We start from the raw sequence: 15969 nt of genomic DNA, 5'->3' as shown, positions 1-15969 counted from the left end.
GCACAATGCCGCCATAACAAAATATGGAAGTTGGAGGCATTATGCGCTGGCGTATTACCGCAAGCATCTTGGCAGTCTTCGCACTGGCTTTTCTAAGTGTCAGTCTGATAACAGGTATGGGGGGCGCAACCGCGTTGTATGGCTGGGGATTTGGATTGACCCCACTGAGCGCAGGTTTTGCCGCGATGATCAGCTTCATTGGTTTTGTGGTGGTGCGCTTTGCTGCCGTACAAATGCGAGACGAGCATGAAGGGGCCCGGTTCCATCGCTGGCTGATGGCGGTACTTATCGCCATCCTGTTCACTGCCGTCAGCGACCACTTTTTGCTGTTCTGGTTGGGGTGGGTCGGTGTCAGTCTGAGTTTGCACCGCTTGCTGGTGTTTTATCCTGAGCGCCCACGCGCGCAACTGGCCGCGCACAAAAAGTTTATTTTTGCCCGCCTGGCTGAAACCTCTCTGGGGGCAGCCCTAGTTGGTTTATGGTGGCAGTTTGACGTGCTCTACATTTCCGAGTTATCCGCTCTGGCGCTGCTGGATAGCCCAGCAACTCAATGGATAGCGATACTGTTGGTCATTGTTGCCTTATTAAAGTGCGCGCAATTGCCGATGCACGGTTGGTTGTTGCAAGTGGTCGAGGCTCCTACCGCAGTCTCAGCCCTGCTGCATGCTGGCATTATTAATCTCGGTGGTTTCTTACTTCTGCAATTTTCCCCGTTGCTTACCGATGCCCCCGTAGCCCGCTGGCTGTTAGCGATTGTTGCGGGTATCAGTATGCTGGTAGCCGCGACGGTGACCATGACCCGCATCAGTGTGAAAGTGCGCCTAGCCTGGTCCACGGTAGCGCAAATGGCGTTAATGCTGGTGGAGATCAGCCTTGGTTACTACACCCTGGCGGCACTGCATTTACTGGCGCACTCGTGCTACAAGGCCTATGCCTTTTTAACCTCAGGTTCCGCAGTTGAACAACGCGAACGACAACGCTTTGTGCAACTTGGTCTGCCGCCTTTTGCTGCAGTCATTGGCGGTGTATTAGCAGTGCTGGGTTTAGTCACAGGCTTGGTCATCAGTACCTTTGAGTTTGATTATATTGCGCCCTGGTTGGCGGTGAGTCTGGCCCTTGGTCTGTGGTTGTCGACCATGTTTGAGCGGTTCAGATTTAGTGAGTTACTGCGGGCAATCTGCGCTGCAGTGGTATGGTTTGGCGTTTATCTCATCGCGACCTGGGCCCTTAGCCAACAATTAAAATTCGCTCAGGCTCCGTATTTGTGGCAGCTGGATGTCTGGATCTGCACGGTCTTGCTTGGTATCACGGCGGTCTACCTGTGGTTGCTGTATCGGCCTCAGTCGGCGCACAGCAGCCGCTTGTTCGTGGCACTGAACGCCGGGCTCTACCTCGACGAATGGGCGACACGGCTAACCTTGACCATTTGGCCCTTACGCACAACGAACTCAAAAGGAGTCTCATCATGACAGCAATGCCCGCTGAGTGTTTGCAACAGCCTGATCTTGAGGCTTTAGTGGCTGCCGCGACCGCGGAGGTGGCGCCCAGCTGGCCATTGGATCGCAGCATCGCGGTCAACCCGTGGTGGCAGCAACGCGACCGCTCTGTGCAGGACGTCGCCGCGGAACAACAGGCCTGGTTTGGGATCCCGATGCTGATGCCGGCGACGCCAGCTGGCGAAGCAGTGCCCGAATGGGCTGGCTCAGTGGCGGCAGTACAGGATGTGAACCTGCGGCAGAAGGGTGCGCGCGCCTTGCCCTGGCTGACCGAGATTAAACAGCAGATGAGCCAGTTCTGTGCCCTGTGGGCAAGTTATCCAGAACAAGTTGCACAGGATCAGAATATCAACGAGCGGATGTACAAGCAGTGGTTGACGATTACCCGGCAGGATCGCGGTATTCAGTTGCTGCTGAATAACAAGAATGTGAAACGCCAGTTGCAGGCCTTGCCCACCGACTATCAGGCGTTGTATCAGCAGGCGTTGCAGCTGCCACTGGACGAAGCTCAATGGTCCGTTTACCTGCAAGTGCTGCTGCATGATATTTATGGTTGGGCGAGCGTTTTTGCGCAGCGTCGCTGGCAACGCGAACTGGAACAGCAGCCACGGTTCAATGATGAGCTTACGCAGTTATTGACCATCCGCCTGGCCTGGGACCTGGTCTGTTGGCACAGCGTCAGTACTGAAACACGGCAACAATTTGAACGGCAATGGGCCGCTTACGAACAGGTCAAAGCAGAGGTGAAGCAGCAGCAGGCCCCACTTTGGCAGCGTCAGCAGCACTGCGAGTGGCGCTACCAGCAGCAGTTAGCTGCGCAATTGCAGCGCCCTTGTGACACCCGTTCGGAGCGCCCGGAAATGCAAGCGGTGTTGTGCATTGACGTACGCTCTGAGCCGATGCGACGGGCACTGGAAGCGCAATCTGAGAGTATCCAGACGCTGGGTTTCGCCGGCTTTTTCGGCCTGCCCGTCGAGTACCAGATTAGCCCCGGCTACAGCAAACCCCAATTACCAGGCCTTCTTGCTCCACAATGGCAGGTGTGCCAACCGGATGATGCGGAGAGTCAGCGTAAACACATCGAAACCTGGCGTTCAGCGAGCTGGCACCGGGCCCATGAAAGTCCCGCAGGGGCCTATGGCTGGGTTGAAATGAGCGGCCTGACCAAGGCCTGGAAATTATTAAAACGTAGCCTTACCTATAAGCCACAGCGTCGGGTGGCCAGCCCGGGTATGAACCAACAGGCGTGGCAAATCAGCCGCGCCGGTCAACCTGCGAGCGCGACGGAGTTGGCTCAGCTTGCCGCGAATGCGTTAAATGGCATGGGGCTTACGGCTAACTTTGCGCCGCATGTTTTGCTGGTGGGTCATAGCGCCTCAACGCGTAACAATCCCCATGCTGCCAGCCTCGAATGTGGTGCCTGCGGCGGGCAATCCGGTTCAGCAAATGCCCAAGTGCTGGCTCAGATCCTGAATCAACACGAGGTGCGCACGGTGCTTTCAGAGCAGCACGGGATCACCATTCCGACAAGCACTGAGTTTCTGCCAGGCTTGCACGATACCACTCAGCAGCAACTCAATCTGTTGAGCCCCTGCAGTGACGACAAGCTGCAGGGTTGGCTCGAAAAAGCCAATACGCAAGCTCAGCGCGAACAACTGCAGCGGTTGTCGCCCGGATCGCATAAAGACGATCAACAGACCTGTTCCGTGCAGTTGCAAAAGCGCGCGGGCAGCTGGGCAGAGGTACGACCCGAGTGGGGGCTGGCGCGCAATGCGGCAATTATCTTTGCACCACGCGCCGCCACCCGGAACTGTCATTTCGATGCGCGTGCCTTTCTCCATGATTATCACGCAGAGCAAGACCCGGAACAGCAGATCCTGACCCAGCTGATGACAGCGCCAATGGTAGTCGCCCACTGGATTAACATGCAGTACTACGCCTCAACGGTAGCGCCACAGCAGTTCGGTAGCGGTAATAAATTATTGCATAACGTGGTGGCAGATGGACTAGGAGTCTTTGAGGGCAATGGTGGCGATATCCGTATCGGCTTATCCCGACAATCTCTACATGATGGCGAAAACTGGTACCACGAACCGTTACGCCTCACTGTTGTTATCGCCGCCAGCCAAACAGCGATTGACCGGGTGATCAGTGAACAGCCAGTGGTGCGGCAACTGATCGACAACGACTGGCTGTATCTGTGGCAGTGGCAACCCGAACAGCAACTCCAGCCGCAGCAACGTAGTGCCACTGGTTGGAAACCTGTAGAGGATTCGCAACAGGCAATGAATTCAAAAAGAGAGGAAAGAGCATGACGCTGGTACTCCAGGCTGACAACGATACACATCTTCAGCACGCCGGACGGCTGCTGACCCTTGGTGGCATCGTCGCAGTTCCGACTGAAACCGTTTACGGTTTGGCGGCAGATGCGACGAACACTGACGCTATTCGTAAAGTTTACGAAGCGAAACAACGCCCGCAGCAGCATCCGGCGATCGTGCACATTGGCAGCATCGAGCAATTGCCGGACTGGGCGAGTGAACTCCCGGATGTTGCTTATCAGCTGGCCGAGCAGTTTTGGCCGGGCCCATTAACCTTGCTACTAAAGCGGCATCCGCGGGTATCACCCTTGATTACTGGTGGTAGCCACAGTATTGCTGTGCGGCTGCCGGCGCAGGTGCAGTTACAACAGTTGCTCAAGCAACATCGGTTGGGGGTGATTGCGCCCTCGGCGAATATGCACCAGCAGCTGAGCCCCACCACCAGCGCGCATGTACTGGAGCAACTGGAAGGTAAAATTGACGCGGTGCTCGATGGCGGGCGCTGTCAGGTGGGTATTGAATCAACCATTGTCGATTTGCGCAATATTGACAATGGTATACAGATACTACGACCGGGTCCTGTTACCGCCAGGCAAATCGGTGACGTGCTGAAGCAGAAGGTGCATGCGCCTGCGGAACACGATGTTGCCGTGGCCGGCAATATGGCCAGACATTATCAGCCTAAGGCGCAATTGCGGTGGTTGCACAATCCTGAAGAGGCCAAAGGTGGCGTCATTTTAGTGCGCAAAGTACGCCAGGACTGGCCTGCCGGGCAGCAGGAGCTGGGGGCCACACCAGCGCAGTACGCGCATGCGTTGTACTACGCTTTACATCAGTTGGATCAGCAGCAGCAGACCACCATCTGGCTGGAACCCTTACCTGAAGGTGAAGAGTGGCAAGCCCTACGCAACCGGCTTGACCGCGCTACCCAGTAGGCTCAGCGTGGCAGCATCGGCGTCCAGTTCGACCACATGACCCACCGGCAAAATATGATTGTCGCGAATGTGGCCAAACTGAGCGCCGGTGTAGGTCGGTACGCCGAGAGGCTTAAAGTAGTGTTCAAACACCTCGTGCAAGGTGAAACTGCCGAAGCCGCCACCTGGATCGCACTCGGTACAATGGCCGAATACAATTCCGGCCACATCATCAAGATGACCGGCAAGTTGCAGCTGCGATAAGAAGCGATCGATGCGATAAATATTCTCGCCGACATCTTCAAGCATCAGAATCTTGCCGCTTAAGTCCGGAAAATAAGGCGTGCCACACAAGCTGGTGAGCACCGTCAAATTACCACCAACCAGCACACCTTGCGCTTTACCACTGTTCACTGTCGTGGTGCGGTTGGTCATCATGGTCAGGGTTTCTTCTTTTTCTTTGTAATTGCGCATGGTTGTGGCCTTGCCTGCCATGATCACGTCTTTGAATTGCTCGGACTGAAAGTCGGCCCAATAGGAATAGCCGTTCGGACCATGAAAAGAGACCATGCCGGTTTTTACATAAAGCGCATTCATCAGTGAAGTGATATCGCTGTAGCCCAGCAGTACTTTGTTATTTTGCTTAATCATATCGTAATCAAGCAACGGCAGAATACGGTTACAGCCCCAGCCACCGCGAACGGCGATAACCGCATCGACGCTATCATCGGCAAAGGCTTTATTCACGTCCTCCGCGCGCTCTTGGTCCGTACCTGAAAGGTAACCATGGCGGCCGAACACGTAGTCACCAAGTTGCACCTTGAAGCCGAGTTTTTCGAAGGTTTCTTTGGCAATGATGACATGATGGCGGTCTTGCACGGCGCTGGCTGGTGCAACCATGCGCACAGTATCGCCGGCTTTCAAAGCTTTGGGCAAGCGACCGGCATTCAAGGCCGACGAGCCGGCGGCAAAAGGCGACGCGGCAAGCTGTGCAGGAGACATAAATTGTGTTGCAACCGCTCCAGCGGCCAGAGTTTTCATGAAAGATCTGCGATCCATGACAAGGTTACCTTTTATTAGTCTTAGATTTGGGTCTGTTGAACTTGTGATGGTTGACGCAGTTTGGCGTCAACGGCTACTCTCAATCCTAGTAATAATTTATTAGTAATTGAACCCTGAGAAGCAATAAAAAATGAAAAAACTTAGTTTACCCCTTATTTTCAGCGGCTTTATTGCGGCTTCCGTCATGTCCGCAACTACGCTGGCGCATGATCCAAAAGCTCACAACGAGCACAATCATAGCCATCATCATGATGTTAAGCTCGTCGCCGGATTAGACAAACAGCAAATTCGTTTTGCTGATATCGAGCCCTTTATTGAGCAGATCAAGCAAAACGATCTGTTTCGCACTGAGCAGGTCGGCAGCTCTTATCAGGGTCGGCCGATTTACCGGATCAGTGTCGGCGAAGGCGATACCGTCGTGTTCATGTGGTCACAAATGCACGGTGATGAGTCGACAGCGACGCCAGCTTTGTTCGATTTGATGGAAAAAATTGAGAAAGACGAACAGTGGCGCGAAAGCTGGGCCGATGATATCACCCTGCATATGATTCCTATGGTCAATCCGGACGGTGCAGAACTTGCGCAACGGTACAACGTTCAGGGCATTGATGTGAATCGCGACGCCATGGCATTGCAAACGCCAGAGGGGCAGGTATTAATGGCACAGAGCAAAGCCCTGCAACCCGATTTCGGCTTTAACTTGCACGACCAAAGCCGTTATTACGAAGTTGGCAACACCGGAAAAACGGCAACCATTTCAGTACTGGCACCAGCCTATAACCATGCCAAGGATATTAACGATAGTCGTGGCCGCGCGATGAAACTCATCGGCGATCTGGGTGCGGTAACAGAGGCGATGATCCCGGGCCACGTCGGTCGCTATAACGACACGTTCGCGCCGCGAGCTTTCGGTGATAATTTCTCCGCGATGGGGATTAGCACGATTTTAATCGAATCCGGTGCCTACCCGCAGGATCCGAATCGCCAGAAGGCCCGTGCGGTTAATGTGGCGATGTTGATTCGCGCACTCGACAGTATTGCCAATGAGGCCTACGCGGACGTCACGCTGGAGCCTTACCACAAGATTCCGATGAATAATTCGAATAGCTTTAAAGATGTGATCTTCGACGACGTGCAGGTGGTGGACGGTGAACACACTTACCGCATCGATATCGGCATCAACCGCAGCGCAGATGCGCGTCGTAATGGTTCGATTCGAGAAGTTGGTGATTTATCGGTGTTTCCAGCGTTTGAGCGCCATGACGCGCAGAATCTAACCTACAAAGCGGGCAAGGCGTATAGCGTTCCGGCGAAGGGCCTGACGTTGTCACATCATGAATATCTGCAGTTGCTGAAAGAGGGTTTTACCCACTTTGATGGTGACGCCGATAAGCTGAATATCAGCACCCACCTACCGGTATTGGTCAATCCGCGGTCGCTCCCTGGATCACGCCCCCAACAAAGGCAGAATGCCACCTTCCTGTTACAGCAACAGGATGAGGTGGTCGTTGCCGTGTTGGCGGGGGTGGTCATCCAGTTTAATTAATGCTCCCAGGCGGTGACTCACGGTTGCCGCCTTTTTTCTTCTTAGACGTTTTCTTTTCAGTACTCTCTTCAGTACTTTCTTCAGTACTTTCTTCAGTACTTGCTTCGGTCCGTTCGGCACGCTGCTGGACGACGTGGGCCGCTTCATGAGCAGCTGCTGCTGGCTTAGCGTCATCGTCTGCGGTGGTATCGAGCACGCTGTCATCGTCTGAATCCGCATCGATAAAGTCAGGGTTATCATCGTTTTGACCAGCAGAGAGGTTAAGCTTGGGCGTGGTTTTATCCATTCTCTTCATTTTTTTCTTCGGGGGATCTTCGCTTGCTTTGGTCTCAGTTGACTCTTTTGATTGAGTTGCGTCCTGTGTTTGTGCAAGGACGGTTGTGGCGCTTAATGCAAACGCAGCGGTAATAAAAATAGATAGAATTCGGTTCATTTGCTTGCCTCCTTTGGCATGGTGTCACCTTATAGGTTTAGCTCATGTACAAAAATTAACCTAGTCCTGATGGAGTTAAGACTGTGCAAAGCGGCTTTATATTCTTACTCAGCCAACTATAGTTATAGTGGAACAGCAATTTTTTTACTCGAAATGAGGAGGAATCTCATGAAGATAAGAAACGTATTTGCATCGTTAGCCTCAGTGTTCGCGCTAGCTTTCGGTACTGCTGCCGTAGCGACAACGCCAATCGACCTAGCCGCACAGGCGACGGAAGTTGCGACCCAGGACGGTGGTGACCATGTCAGTGATGCGGCGATTAATGCCAAGGTTCAAAGCAAACTGATGGCGCTCGAAAGTGCTGCGCAGGTCACTGTCGAAACGACTGGTGGTGTGGTTACCTTAACCGGCGAAGTCCCCACTCACGACGCTTATATTGAACTTGAACGGCTCGCTCGCGATACTGAAGGTGTAGTAGGTGTGCGTAATCAGTTGAGCGTAAAGGAAGAAGCTAACTGATAGAGCTGGCTGATGAAATTAGCCAACGTAGATTGTGTCCATAAGCCCCATGCTTCTCATGTTGCATGGGGCTTTTTGACAGGGAGATAATGATGAATGCAACTACTGTTTTGGACTTTTGGTTCAGCGAACTGTCCGCGAAAGACTGGTTCAGCAAAAATGATCAGTTAGACAAGCGTATTGCCAATCGCTTTGGCGAGGTGCTTGCAGCTGCAAAGGAAGGGGAATGCTGGCAATGGCGTGAAAGCGCGCGTGGACGCCTGGCGGAGATCATCGTACTCGACCAATTCTCCCGTAATATTTATCGTGACTCCCCAGGCGCTTTTGCACAGGACCCCATGGCCTTGGTGCTTGCCCAGGAAGCTGTTGCAAAGGGAGTCGACAGAGAGTTAAAAGCCACCGAGAAAGCATTTTTATACATGCCGTACATGCATAGTGAATCGTTGGTCATTCATGAACAAGCCTTGCGGCTTTACAAGAAACCCGGCCTTGAGAATAACTATGATTTTGAGGTGAAACATCTGGATATTCTCAAGCGTTTTGGCCGTTATCCCCATCGGAACGCAGCTTTAGGGCGCACCTCCAGCGCTGCAGAGCAAGAATTCCTGGAGCAGCCTGACTCCAGCTTTTAATCCCAAAAAGGGGGGGAGAACCGAGCCGGGCAAACACCGGTCGCGGCTAAGCGCCATGATTAATTCGGCCGCAATCCATCCGATCTCAGTCTGATGCGTTCTTCTATTACTAAGTCTATCAGTGGTTCTAGCAGCGACTCTTTCAACGAAACCCCAGTCTACGTTTAAAAATCACTTAGGCACCAGCTTAGCTATGAGTCTATGGTGGTATTTTAAAATACGAAAAATAATGCACCAGATTTGCGGCATTATTTTGCCCTTGCAGCATAGTTGGTGCAGCAGGGCGTTTTGCATCAAACTCCTAGCTCCTAGCTCCTAGCTCATCTTGAGAGCTTCGGTTTGGTGTCCTGTTGCTCAGTGATTGATGACTTACAGAATGTTACGTTTTTCGGATGTCGGGAATCCAGGCTTATGGGGTAAGCTTAGATTTTAACCAACTGGCATGGGTAACAGGGAGTAACAGGGAGGTGAGTTGTGACAGCGCAGGAAAGCGAAGTCGATCTAACGACTCAAGTTGCGCGTGAATGCGCGCGGCAGCTGGGCTATTTATTGCAACACGAGCGAGCTGGAAATGGATTAGACCAAACTGAACTCGCTGCCCAGGTCGGCGCAATCGTCTACGACAACAAAAATGGGAAGAATTTTATGCATACTGGAACCCCGACTACTGAACAGCCGCTGAAGCTTTATGAAGCATTGATGTTATTGGCGCTTTGTGAAGAGAAGGGCACCATGAATGCCGCTTATATCAATTACGGTGTGGCCGCCGCCATCCTGGCTGACCTGCTGCTGATGAAGCGCATCGAAGTGGATGCCGAGAATAAAGACAAAGTGCGGGTGCTCGATGACGCACCGACGGGTGACCAGGTGTTTGACGAAGCCCTCCAGAAGATGGCCACTGCGAAACGTCGTGGCAAATTGAAAGACTGGGTGATGCGCGTAGGAGCCATTCCTAAATTAAAACATAAAGTTGCGCAGGCATTGGTGGCGGACGGTGTTGTTGAGCTGGAAGAGAAGAAGGTACTCTGGTTGTTTACCAAGCGGGTGTATCCGGAAGTGAATCCAGCACCGGAACAACATCTGCGGAGCGAGATGCGGCGGTTAATTCTTGATCGACCGCTGGAGATTGATCCACGAATAGCGGTCATTGTTTCCTTAGCCAAAGGCGCTCGTTTATTGCCGCAGGTCTTTAGTAAAGACGAGTTGAAGTCGAATAAAGAGCGAATCGAACAAGTGGTCAACGGAGAGTTATTAGGTCAAACAGCAAAAGACGTTATCGCTGCCGTTGAAGTTGCAGTGATGATGGCCGCAATTATGCCGGCAATTATGGCTGCCAGCACCAGCGCCGCCACCAGCGGGACAAGCAGCTGCTAATAAGGCTCATCGTTCGGTTTTAATGCATTTTGCGACGCTTGACCTCGTGCCGCTGGGTTGTAATGGTGGCAGTTACTAGGTTTTAGAATTTACAGGGAGGAACTGCATGTACGACATTGTGGGTGATGTGCATGGCTATGCCGAGCAGCTGGAAGCGCTGCTGCAAAAGATGGGATATCGCAAGACAGAAGGGGTTTGGCGACATCCGGAGCGTAAACTGATTTCGGTGGGGGATTTGATTGATCGGGGCCCGCGACAGAAGGAGAGTGTTGATATTATCCGCGCGATGCATGAGGCAGATCAGGCGCTGGTGATCATGGGGAATCACGAGTTCAATGCGGTGGCCTGGGCGACGAAAGATGAAGAGGGCAGTTTTCTGCGTTCGCACAAAAAGAAGAATCGTGAGCAGCATGAGGAATTTCTCGAGGTTGCTGAAGCCAATCCTGATTGGTATGCCAGCACCATTGAATGGTTTAAGACCTTGCCCCTCTATCTTGATCTTCCGGAGTTGCGTGTCACGCACGCGTGCTGGCACGAAGCTTCCAAAGCTGTGATTGAGGCCTATACCGACCAACGTGGCGCTTTGCAGCAGAGCGCCTGGGAAGCAGCCAACCGCAAGGGACATGAACTGTACGACGCGATTGAAGTGATGTGCAAGGGTTGGGAAATCGCATTGCCTGAGGGCTACTCTTTTTTAGACCACGGCGAACATGAAAGGCGCGCAATCCGCACCCAGTGGTGGCGTGAAGATAGTCGTCGTTACATTGACTTAGCGCTTGGCGTAAAAGACGGAAGTAATTTGCCTGAAGGTGTTATCGATGGTGCGACACTACCGGGCTATGATAATGCCAAACCGTTATTTGTTGGCCATTATTGGATGCAAGGGATACCTGAGCTTCAAGCTAGTCATATCGCTTGTGTCGACTGGTCCGTTGCGGATCCCAAGGTTGACGGTAAAATGGTGGCCTATCGATTTGGCGGTGAAAACAAACTTACCAACGAAAACTTTATATGGGTTGACAAATAGACGTCTGGACGTCTATAATTCCCATGCATTTTGAGTAGAGCAAAGCTCTCGCCAACCTGCCTAAGCTTTCCTGGCTGACGGTAAGGTGGTCATCGTCCCCCAACGTGGGGACGAGATGTGCCTCGCATCGTGACGCATTTTCAGGCGTCGAAGCAAGCGAGGAACTTCAAAGTAACGCTCTCCAATTTGCATTAATGATCAAGCGACGGCACCGCTATCACCGGGCCGTTATAAATCTAATTCGACCTTTTCTATATCCCATCGACATAGCGCTATGGCCGACACGCCGGCAGGCAAATTGAGCTTGCCCACGTGGCCGTGTCCTTGTGCTGGCGGACACATTGTGTCGCGCAAATGTGGATGATAGTAAAGGAACAAGGAGAGAACTATGCAGGATAAGACTTACGGGATCCGCCTCGAGCAACGTCACGAACAGCAGCTTGAAGTCAAAGACGATGCCTTGGTGTGGCTTGAGGTAGCGCAATGTGATCGGCTCGAGCGGCTAATCATCGATGGTCAGCAACACACCCATGAACGGCATTTGACCTTAAGCCGTGTGCCAAAGCTCAAAACCATTGCTAATCCGCAGCAGCAGCCGCTGGTGGTGCATCTGGATGCGTATGAACGTGAGGTTCCGCTCATCATCGAAGGACCGGTAGCGCAGTTCGATTTCTGCTGGAATGGCGGTGAATACGCCCATATTCCGGCAACCCCCTTAAACCGGGTGATGCTGATGCCGGTGCATTTGCTGCCTCACTATCGCCACAAACTAAAACACCTTGATACAGATACCTTTGTGGTTGTGTATGAAGTGGCTGAACAGCCAGCCTTGGCGGTAATGCAACTGCGAACCGCCGCCCAGTTGGTCATTACCGGCGTTGCCGGATTGCAGCAACTGCATTTAAATTCTGAGCCGATGGCCTCGGTCCAGGTACGTAAATGTCCTAACTTCGAGTATGTAACAGGTTGCGGTGAACGTCTGTGCGTTACGGACAGCGGTGTGAACCGTCTCAAAGTCGGCGGTCAGTGGCAGCAGATTGAGCTGGTCAGTTGTGGTACTCACCGCCTTACCATTGAGCAGGCCAACGAGCTCTATCTACGCGGCCTCTGTTACATAGAAGAAGCCCATACGCCGGACAGTATGCGCATTATTAATGAGGCCACCAACTGGCTCTCAGGCGACGTGTTCCCGGACATCAATGAGTCAACCCTGCTGGCCCTAAAAGGCCGGTTACAGGCCAGCGGACATGCGCAAACGACGAAACGAAAAGGTAATACGGCGCTTGTGCAAACCTGCCTGGCGGCAGTAAGAAAATGCCAGCGCCCTAAGTCACGTTTCCATGCAATACAAATCCTCGCCATGCTCGCCGAGTGGGCGCCGGATATGCACCATGGAATTTTTGAAGCGCGGCGGGCGATGGTGGTTGCCGGTGTTAACTGGTGGTATCCCGACGACCGCTATCTTGAAGGCTGGTGCGCGGATATCCGGATCTGGCATGCGCTAGTCCAGTCACGCCGCAGATACGTGCAGCCAGACAGCTTTTATCTTGCTGTTATGGACGATGCCAGCCGGCCGGCACACGTTTTGTATGGCGTGGTGTTTACCCTGATTGAAGTGGGTAATGAAAGATTATTGAGGTTGGCATTGCGCCACTTACAGTCGGTTACACCAGCAAGCTCGGACAAAGCGCAATTTCATGAAACGAACGACTTCTGCAAAGCGATCAAGCGGTTGATATTGGCGCTGCCGAAACTAACAGCGCCAACCCAGCTGGCTGTTGCAGAGTTTGTGCTGGTGGGGCTTCGTCAGAGTCTGCTGCATGAGGTGGTACCGAAAATGTTAGAGCTGGCGCCGGCACAGACACGCAAAGCAGGGTTGCGGTTAGCGAATGCCTACCCCGAGCAGCGGCACCGATTTTTAACTGTTGCGTTGGCAGGACAGTCACCACAAACTCGTACAGGAGAGATCGCATGAATCAATCGGCTAACGAGAATTTATATCCGAGCACAGCGCGTGATGTGCAAGCGATTATAACTGCCCAGCTACAGCAGTTGTGGGCGCAACCCGAGCGTGCCGATAAGGTGGCGCCGCTCATGTTATGGGGCGCCCCGGGGGTCGGAAAAAGTACCATTGTGCGCGACCTGTGCCAGCGCCAGAACATCGACTTTATCGATATTCGTCTCGCACAGCGCGAGCCAGTGGATCTGCGCGGTCTGCCGGTACCCAAAGACGACCACGTCGACTGGCTGCTGGCTGGGGAGTGGCCGCGCGATCCGGACAGTCGTGGCATCATCCTGTTTGATGAGTTAAGTGCGGCAGACCGCACGTTACAGGCGGCCGCCTACGAGATCATTTTGGACCGCCGGCTGGGTGATTTGTATCGCTTGCCGCCGGGCTGGTTAGTATTAGGTGCTGGTAACCGCATGACCGACCGTGCCGTGGCCTATAGTTTTTCCAGCGCACTGGCGAATCGCTTTTGCCACCTGAACCTCGAGCCGGACGTGGAACAATGGTGTCGGTGGGCACAACAGCAGGGGCTGGACCCAACGGTGATCGGTTTCCTGAAATTCGCCCCGGAAAACTTTTTCAATATGGAGGGCAGCACTGAGCAGGGCTGGCCAAGCCCACGGTCATGGGAGCGTGTCGCTGAGACTATTGGCCAGGCCGAACGGCTGGGTCTGAACGCCCAGCAACAGCGCATTATAGTTAACGGCCTGATCGGTGCAGGTGCGGCAGCGGCGTTCTTTGCCTACCGCGAAACTGCGGAAGAATTGCCGGATGTCGGCGCTATGCTGCGCGGTGAGATCCCAGTCCGAGTGCCGCGGACGAACGATGCGGTGTATGCGTTATGCGCTGCAGTTACCCACTACCTGTGGCGCGCAGACAAGCGCGACTACCACGCCCGGCTGCAGGTGCTGTTTAGCATCAGCAGCAAGCTCAGTTCGGATTTTGCCACTATGCTCATGCTCGATAGCTTACGCGACTACGAACATGGCGGTGAACGCCTGCATGAGCAGCGCGCCGAGCGGGTGTTCAGCCATCCCGGTTACACCGACTGGACGGCGCAGCATGGGATGCAGTTCACCGCTGCGCTGGAGTCTCTGGTATGAGCCTGCCGTTAGCCAACTCGATGAACAGCCGTGAGCTGTTGCGTAAGCTGCACCAGGACCGCAGTGAGTTACTACTACGGCAGCCATTTACCGCTGGTCTGGCCATGCGCCTGGATATCGAAGTTGTCAATGGTAACGAAGCCGGTGCAGCGCAGGATATCAGGATAAAAACTGCCGCCACCGACGGCAACAGGATCTACTTCGATGCGGATTTCGCTTCTGAGTTGGACGATCGCACCCGGCAATTCGTACTCTGCCATGAAGTCTGGCATTGTGTGATGGGACATTTGCGCAGACAACTCGGCCGTCAACATCAGCGCTGGAACCGCGCCATCGACTATGAAGTGAATGGCATTTGCCGTGAGCTGCTGGGCTTTGTGCCGGACATAGCTCTATATAACAAGGCCTGGCAGGGCAACAGTGCTGAAGAAATCTATGCACTGCTTGAAAATGATCCTCGCGGAGAAACCAGAGAGCAGGGTGAGGTACTGGATCAACACCTGCCGGTGGATCCCTTGACGGCTCAGCAATGGCGCGAGTACTTGCGACAAGCGCTGAGTCGTGAGCAGCACAGTGGTTCGCTACCCGGGCATCTGCACCTTAGATTACGCAGCATGGTCACACCAGCTTTGCCATGGCAGCATATTTTGCAGCGTTTCGTGCAGCGTCAGCTGTCCGGTGAACGGCAGTGGTTTCCACCGTCACGCCGGCACATTCATCGCGGACTGTATCTGCCGCGACAGCGCAGCGAGTACCTGGAGCTGACCGTGGCTATCGATACCAGCGGCAGCTGCGCGAATGATCTCGGTAAGTTCCTCGCGCAGCTGCAATTTTTACTTGGCAGTTATCGCGACTACCAGGTGACCTTGTTGCAGTGCGATACACGCATTACCAAAGTGCAGCAGTTTAGCCCTGGTAAACCGCTGACGCCAGAGGAGTTTGCATTCAAGGGGTTCGGTGGCACCAGGTTTCAGCCGGTGTTTGACTATGTACGCGACCACCCCACCAACGCACTCGTGTACTTTACCGACGGCTACGCTGAGGAGCCCGTTAATCACAGCAAGGTACCGCTGCTCTGGGTGCTCACCAACAACAGCGTGGAGCGCATGCGCAGCGGCGAAGTCGTGAGGATGCAGTGATGTTTCGTGAAGCCATTCACGTCGGTCATTATTTTCATCTCACGTACCAGAACAACCTGATGGGGAATCAGTATCGTATCGCCCGCGTCTCGTATTTTGCGACGACGAACCCGAACTGCTCACGCGCGACCCGAACTTCGACACGAACGCGTCCGCACTTACGCGCACCGCCATATGCGTGAAGGAAGAGCATGCCTGCGCCGCACAACCGCAGCGCTTCAGCCTCATCACCAACAGCCCGTGCAAAGTTCTCCCGTACCAGCGTTTCGCGCAACGCCTGCATCGCTACGTGAGCCATCTGTGCGATTTGGAGGTGGTGGAGCAGGGGGTTGTGTTTCGATTTGCTAAGAAAGTGAAGACTGAGCGGCGGAATTTGCCGCTTGATTCACTCAAAA

Annotated in this window: 14 protein-coding genes; 12 read left to right on the top strand and 2 right to left on the bottom strand. The window is 53.6% G+C overall.

The window, feature by feature from the left end; all coding sequences use genetic code 11:
* The first annotated feature begins 41 nt into the window (after positions 1-41).
* The 3 genes from J6J28_RS06540 to J6J28_RS06530 are packed head-to-tail and all read left to right on the top strand — an operon-like array spanning position 42 to position 4752.
* Positions 42-1469 (top strand): NADH-quinone oxidoreductase subunit L, encoded by a 1428-nt coding sequence (locus J6J28_RS06540; RefSeq protein ID WP_301720541.1) that lies wholly within the window; start codon positions 42-44, stop codon positions 1467-1469.
* A complete protein-coding gene (locus J6J28_RS06535) occupies positions 1466-3811 on the top strand; it encodes a putative inorganic carbon transporter subunit DabA (protein WP_301720540.1) in 2346 nt (781 codons plus the stop codon). Before J6J28_RS06540 ends, J6J28_RS06535 begins: the two co-directional genes overlap by 4 nt.
* Positions 3808-4752 carry an L-threonylcarbamoyladenylate synthase gene (locus J6J28_RS06530; RefSeq protein WP_301720539.1) on the top strand — a complete coding sequence of 315 codons (945 nt, stop codon included), beginning with the start codon at positions 3808-3810 and terminating at the stop codon, positions 4750-4752. Before J6J28_RS06535 ends, J6J28_RS06530 begins: the two co-directional genes overlap by 4 nt.
* Here J6J28_RS06530 and J6J28_RS06525 read toward each other — a convergent pair.
* Positions 4720-5790, bottom strand: coding sequence for a S66 peptidase family protein (locus tag J6J28_RS06525; RefSeq protein ID WP_301720538.1), 1071 nt, complete (start codon positions 5788-5790; stop codon positions 4720-4722). The two genes, J6J28_RS06530 and J6J28_RS06525, sit on opposite strands and share 33 nt — an antisense overlap.
* A gap of 133 nt (positions 5791-5923) precedes the next feature.
* Between J6J28_RS06525 and J6J28_RS06520 the strand changes: the two genes are divergently transcribed.
* Positions 5924-7339: a M14 family metallopeptidase gene (locus J6J28_RS06520; RefSeq protein ID WP_301720537.1), complete on the top strand. Its 1416-nt coding sequence runs from the start codon at positions 5924-5926 to the stop codon at positions 7337-7339.
* Here J6J28_RS06520 and J6J28_RS06515 read toward each other — a convergent pair.
* On the bottom strand, positions 7332-7772 hold the full coding sequence (locus J6J28_RS06515) for a hypothetical protein (RefSeq protein ID WP_301720536.1): 441 nt from the start codon (positions 7770-7772) through the stop codon (positions 7332-7334). The genes J6J28_RS06520 and J6J28_RS06515 overlap by 8 nt on opposite strands.
* Before the next feature lie 168 nt (positions 7773-7940).
* Here J6J28_RS06515 and J6J28_RS06510 point away from each other — a divergent pair, with 168 nt between their 5' ends.
* The 8 genes from J6J28_RS06510 to J6J28_RS06475 all read left to right on the top strand — a co-directional run bounded on the left by J6J28_RS06510 (position 7941) and on the right by J6J28_RS06475 (position 15756).
* A complete protein-coding gene (locus J6J28_RS06510) occupies positions 7941-8291 on the top strand; it encodes a BON domain-containing protein (RefSeq protein ID WP_301720535.1) in 351 nt (116 codons plus the stop codon).
* A 92-nt stretch (positions 8292-8383) separates the two neighbouring features.
* A complete protein-coding gene (locus J6J28_RS06505; protein WP_418055175.1) occupies positions 8384-8923 on the top strand; it encodes a DUF924 family protein in 540 nt (179 codons plus the stop codon).
* A gap of 474 nt (positions 8924-9397) precedes the next feature.
* Complete coding sequence (locus J6J28_RS06500; RefSeq protein WP_301720532.1) at positions 9398-10297, top strand: GOLPH3/VPS74 family protein; 900 nt, start codon at positions 9398-9400, stop codon at positions 10295-10297.
* A 106-nt stretch (positions 10298-10403) separates the two neighbouring features.
* Positions 10404-11324, top strand: coding sequence for a metallophosphoesterase (locus J6J28_RS06495; protein WP_301720531.1), 921 nt, complete (start codon positions 10404-10406; stop codon positions 11322-11324).
* 388 nt (positions 11325-11712) lie between these two features.
* Positions 11713-13299 (top strand): hypothetical protein, encoded by a 1587-nt coding sequence (locus J6J28_RS06490; protein ID WP_301720530.1) that lies wholly within the window; start codon positions 11713-11715, stop codon positions 13297-13299.
* Complete coding sequence (locus tag J6J28_RS06485; RefSeq protein WP_301720529.1) at positions 13296-14435, top strand: ATP-binding protein; 1140 nt, start codon at positions 13296-13298, stop codon at positions 14433-14435. Before J6J28_RS06490 ends, J6J28_RS06485 begins: the two co-directional genes overlap by 4 nt.
* A complete protein-coding gene (locus J6J28_RS06480; protein WP_301720528.1) occupies positions 14432-15574 on the top strand; it encodes a vWA domain-containing protein in 1143 nt (380 codons plus the stop codon). Before J6J28_RS06485 ends, J6J28_RS06480 begins: the two co-directional genes overlap by 4 nt.
* Positions 15574-15756 carry a hypothetical protein gene (locus tag J6J28_RS06475; RefSeq protein WP_301720527.1) on the top strand — a complete coding sequence of 61 codons (183 nt, stop codon included), beginning with the start codon at positions 15574-15576 and terminating at the stop codon, positions 15754-15756. The genes J6J28_RS06480 and J6J28_RS06475 overlap by 1 nt, the downstream gene beginning before the upstream one ends.
* The last annotated feature ends 213 nt before the right edge of the window (positions 15757-15969 follow it).

Origin of the sequence: Pseudidiomarina terrestris (assembly GCF_030466375.1) — a bacterium.
GTDB classification, from domain to species: Bacteria; Pseudomonadota; Gammaproteobacteria; order Enterobacterales; family Alteromonadaceae; genus Pseudidiomarina; species Pseudidiomarina terrestris.
This window is presented reverse-complemented; position numbering and strand designations above follow the sequence as displayed.